This window comes from Mycobacterium sp., assembly GCF_036488105.1.
Taxonomy (GTDB): Bacteria; Actinomycetota; Actinomycetes; order Mycobacteriales; family Mycobacteriaceae; genus Mycobacterium.
Genome location: NZ_DASXHW010000239.1, coordinates 1 through 4,152, shown reverse-complemented (window position 1 = coordinate 4,152; position 4,152 = coordinate 1). Strand labels below are relative to the sequence as shown.

Annotated in this window: 4 protein-coding genes; all 4 read right to left on the bottom strand. The window is 67.8% G+C overall.

The annotated features are described in order from the left end of the window. Positions 1 to 51 precede the first annotated feature (51 nt). A complete protein-coding gene (gene pyrE, locus VGH54_RS12625) occupies positions 52 to 591 on the bottom strand; it encodes an orotate phosphoribosyltransferase (protein WP_331512340.1) in 540 nt (179 codons plus the stop codon). Continuing rightward, entirely contained in the window at positions 578 to 1,354 is a 777-nt protein-coding gene (locus VGH54_RS12620) for an SDR family oxidoreductase (RefSeq protein ID WP_331512339.1), read from the bottom strand. The genes pyrE and VGH54_RS12620 overlap by 14 nt, the downstream gene beginning before the upstream one ends. Before the next feature lie 35 nt (positions 1,355 to 1,389). Then, on the bottom strand, positions 1,390 to 2,235 hold the full coding sequence (gene ttfA / locus VGH54_RS12615; protein ID WP_331512338.1) for a trehalose monomycolate transport factor TtfA: 846 nt from the start codon (positions 2,233 to 2,235) through the stop codon (positions 1,390 to 1,392). Positions 2,236 to 2,369: 134 nt separating this feature from the next. Continuing rightward, on the bottom strand, positions 2,370 to 4,152 hold a 1,783-nt coding region (locus VGH54_RS12610), incomplete at its 5' end, for an ATP-dependent Clp protease ATP-binding subunit (protein ID WP_331512337.1).

Below are 4,152 nucleotides of genomic sequence, written 5' to 3'. Positions count from 1 at the left end.
CACAGGCCAGAGCCAACGTCGCCACTATCGCGATGAACGTGCGCACGGTGACTACTGCAGCCCGAGGTCCGCCAGCCCCAGTACGCTGCGGTACGGAAAGCCTTCGGCTTCAATGGCTTCGGCCGCACCGGTGGCGCGGTCAACCACCGTCGCCACGCCGACCACCTGCGCGCCGGCCTCCAGCACGGCCCGCACCGCGGTCAGCGCCGACCCGCCGGTCGTGCTGGTGTCCTCGACTACCAGGACCCGCTGACCGGCGATGCCGTGACCTTCGATAAGTCGTTGCATACCATGGGTTTTCACAGATTTCCGGACGACGAAAGCGTCGATCGGTCGACCCGGTGCGTGCATGACGGCAGTGGCAACCGGGTCGGCGCCCAGCGTCAGTCCACCGACCGCGTCGTAGTCCCAGTCGGCGGTGAGTTCGCGGACCAGCCGGCCGATCAGTGGCCCGGCCCGGTGATGCAACGTGGCGCGACGCAGATCGACGTAGTAGTCGGCTTCCTTGCCCGACGACAATGTGACGCGGCCGTGCACCACCGCCAATTGGCGTACCAGGTCGGCCAATTCGGCGAGCTCAGGTGCGGCCACGGCCCCGACCGAAAACACTCGTGACGGCGCGCGACAGTGTTCGCGGGACCATCCGGCTGGCGGTGGTGATCGCCTTGTACTGCACGCCGGGGATGATGACCACCTTGCCGGCGGCGGCGCCGGCGAAAGTTTCCCGGACGACATCGTCGACCTCGAGCCACATGAACGACGGCAGCGACGTCATGTCGATGCCGGCCCGGTCGTGAAAATCGGTGTGCACGTAGCCCGGACACACCACGTGCATTCCGACGCCGGTGCCTCGCAACCCGACGGCCAGCCCTTCGGTGAACGACACCACCCAGGCCTTGGAGGCCGAATACGTCGAGCCCCGACCGGACAACAGCCCCGCAACGCTGGCGACGTTGATCACCGTGCCCGCACCGGCGTCGATCATCGCCGGCAACGCCGCCCGGGTCAGCTGCATCACCGAGGTGACGTTGACGTCCAGCTGAGACTGCAGCTTCGCGGGCTCGGCGGTCCAGAATTCGCCGGAGGTGCCGAAGCCGGCGTTGTTCACCAGAACGTCGACACCGGCGGTCAGCCGCTCGGCGACCTTGTCGCGGTCGGCGGCCCGGCTTAGATCGGCGGGCAGCACCTCGATGTTCCGCCCACCCTCGTCGGACAACTCGGCGGCCAGCACCTTGAGACGGTCTGCGTCGCGAGACACCAGCACCAGGTCGTAGCCGTCAGCGGCATAGCGTCGCGCGAAGCCTTCGCCGATACCGGATGTGGGCCCGGTGATCAGGGCGACGCGACGAGGCACGGCGTCAGTGTACTTAGGGGGTGTGCGGTGCGGACTCAGCGCTGGTGATGCGAAGCCTGGTGGCCGTTTCGGCTCGTCGGAGGACGGCGGATCGGGTCTTGCCGAGCAGTCGGCGGGGTGGCGGCGCGCGACGCCGACCCGGCCTCACGGGTGAACGACTCTGCCTCCCGCTGCGGCACCTCGGCGCGCCCGGCGGGAGCCAGCGGCCGGCTGGGGGCCGACTTGCGGCGGGTCGCCGACTGCTGCGTGCCGGCAGATCCTGCCGCCTGCGGCACCGGCGGCAACACCCGCAGCAGGTCGTTGAATTGGCGCACCGTGCGCAGACCCTCGTCCCATTGGGCGCGAGTGCTGCCGATCGGCATGCTGACCAGCGTCCAGTTCTGCTCGTTCCACATGACCTCGGCGCAGTCGGGTGCGGTGTGCGCGAAGGTGACCATGCGGCGATCGCAGGCGCGACGGGCGGCGTCCAGGTTGGTGGAGTACACCATCCGCGGCCCGATCGCCCCCAGCAGCCAAATGTCGTTCTCCCGAGGCTCTTTGAGGCCTTTGAGCCGTACGTCGACGACGACGTTGGTGCCCACCTTGCGGTGCAGGGCGATCACGGTGGCGACTTCCTCGAGGTCGAAGATGAAGACCGCCTCGCCGCGGATCTGGCCCAACACGACGTTGCGGGCCGGAATGTTGCTCCCGACAGTCGACATCACGCCGCGCTTCCAGCGCTTGAGGATCTCGGTGGATTCCTGCTCGTAGTCGAATCCGTGCGACCGCGCCCACGACCTACGGCGCCGTCCTCGTCCACGGCGGCGGTCGATGTCGACGTACAGCAACACCGCCGCGCCGACGAAGCACAGCGCGGAGAGCGTAAACCAGAGGGGAACCATCGCCACGTAGCCTAACCGCTGCGACCCCGTAACCGGGAATGCGAGCAGGTCACAACAGAATTAAAGTTTGCTACCGCTTCGGCGCAGGCATCCACACCGAAGCGGTAGCAAGGGTCAGCCCGCGGCGACCCGGATCAGCCCAGGACCAGCGAGTCGCCGTCGGCGCTGACGTTGACCGGCACCACGTCGCCGTCGTGCACGTCACCGGCCAGCAGCATCTTGGCCAGCTGGTCACCGATGGCGTGCTGCACCAGCCGCCGCAGCGGACGGGCGCCGTAGACCGGGTCGAAACCACGCTGCGACAGCCACTCCTTGGCCGGCAGTGACACCTCCAGCTGCAGCCGTCGTTGCGCCAACCGCTTGGCCAGCTGCTCGAGCTGGATGTCAACGATCCGCACCAGTTCCTCGGGGTTGAGCCCATCGAAGATCAGCACGTCGTCGAGGCGGTTGATGAACTCCGGCTTGAACGCCGAGCGCACCGCGGCCATCACCTGCTCCTCCGTGCCGCCCGACCCGAGGTTGGACGTCAGGATCAGGATGGTGTTGCGGAAGTCGACCGTGCGGCCCTGCCCGTCGGTGAGCCGGCCCTCGTCGAGCACCTGCAGCAGCACGTCGAACACGTCCGGGTGGGCCTTTTCCACCTCATCGAACAACACGACGGTGTAGGGCCGGCGGCGGACCGCCTCGGTCAACTGACCGCCCTGGTCGTAGCCGATATAGCCGGGCGGGGCACCGACCAGGCGGGCCACCGAGTGCTTCTCGCCGTACTCGCTCATGTCGATGCGGACCATCGCCCGCTCGTCGTCGAACAGGAAGTCCGCCAGCGCCTTGGCCAGCTCGGTCTTACCGACACCGGTGGGACCGAGGAACAGGAACGAACCGGTCGGCCGGTTGGGGTCGGCGACCCCGGCCCGGGTGCGGCGCACCGCGTCGGAGACGGCCTGGACGGCTTTCTTCTGCCCGACGACACGCTTGCCCAGCTCGTCTTCCATCCGCAGCAGCTTGGCGGTCTCGCCTTCCAGCAGTCGCCCGGCCGGGATGCCCGTCCACGCCGACACCACGTCGGCGATGTCGTCGGGACCGACTTCTTCCTTGAGCATCACGTTCTCGCGGGCCTGCGCCTGCGGAACCGCGGCGTCGAGTTTTTTCTCGATTTCCGGGATGCGGCCGTAGCGCAGCTCGGCGGCCTTGGCCAGGTCGCCGTCGCGCTCGGCGCGCTCGGATTCGCCGCGCAGCGTCTCCAGCTGTTCTTTCAGTTCGCGGACCACGTCGATGGCGCTTTTCTCGTTCTGCCACTTCGCGGTCAGCTCGGACAGCTTCTCGCGATGGTCGGCCAGCTCGGAGCGCAGCTTCTCCAGCCGCTCCTTGGACGCCGCGTCCTCCTCCTTGGCCAGCGCCATCTCCTCGATCTCGAGGCGACGGACCAACCGCTCGACCTCGTCGATCTCGACGGGCCGGGAGTCGATCTCCATCCGCAGGCGTGCCGCGGCCTCGTCGACCAGGTCGATGGCCTTGTCCGGCAGGAAGCGGGCGGTGATGTAGCGGTCGGACAGCGACGCCGCCGAAACCAGCGCGGAGTCGGTGATGCGCACGCCGTGGTGCACCTCGTAGCGGTCTTTCAGGCCACGAAGGATGCCGACGGTGTCCTCCACCGACGGCTCACCGACGAACACCTGCTGGAAGCGCCGCTCCAGGGCGGCGTCCTTCTCGATGTACTTGCGGTACTCGTCGAGCGTGGTGGCGCCCACCAGGCGCAGCTCACCGCGGGCCAGCATGGGCTTGATCATGTTGCCGGCATCCATCGCCGACTCGCCGGTCGCGCCGGCTCCGACGATGGTGTGCAGCTCATCGATGAAGGTGATGATCTGGCCGGCCGAGTTTTTGATGTCGTCGAGGACGGCCTTGAGTCGTTCCTCG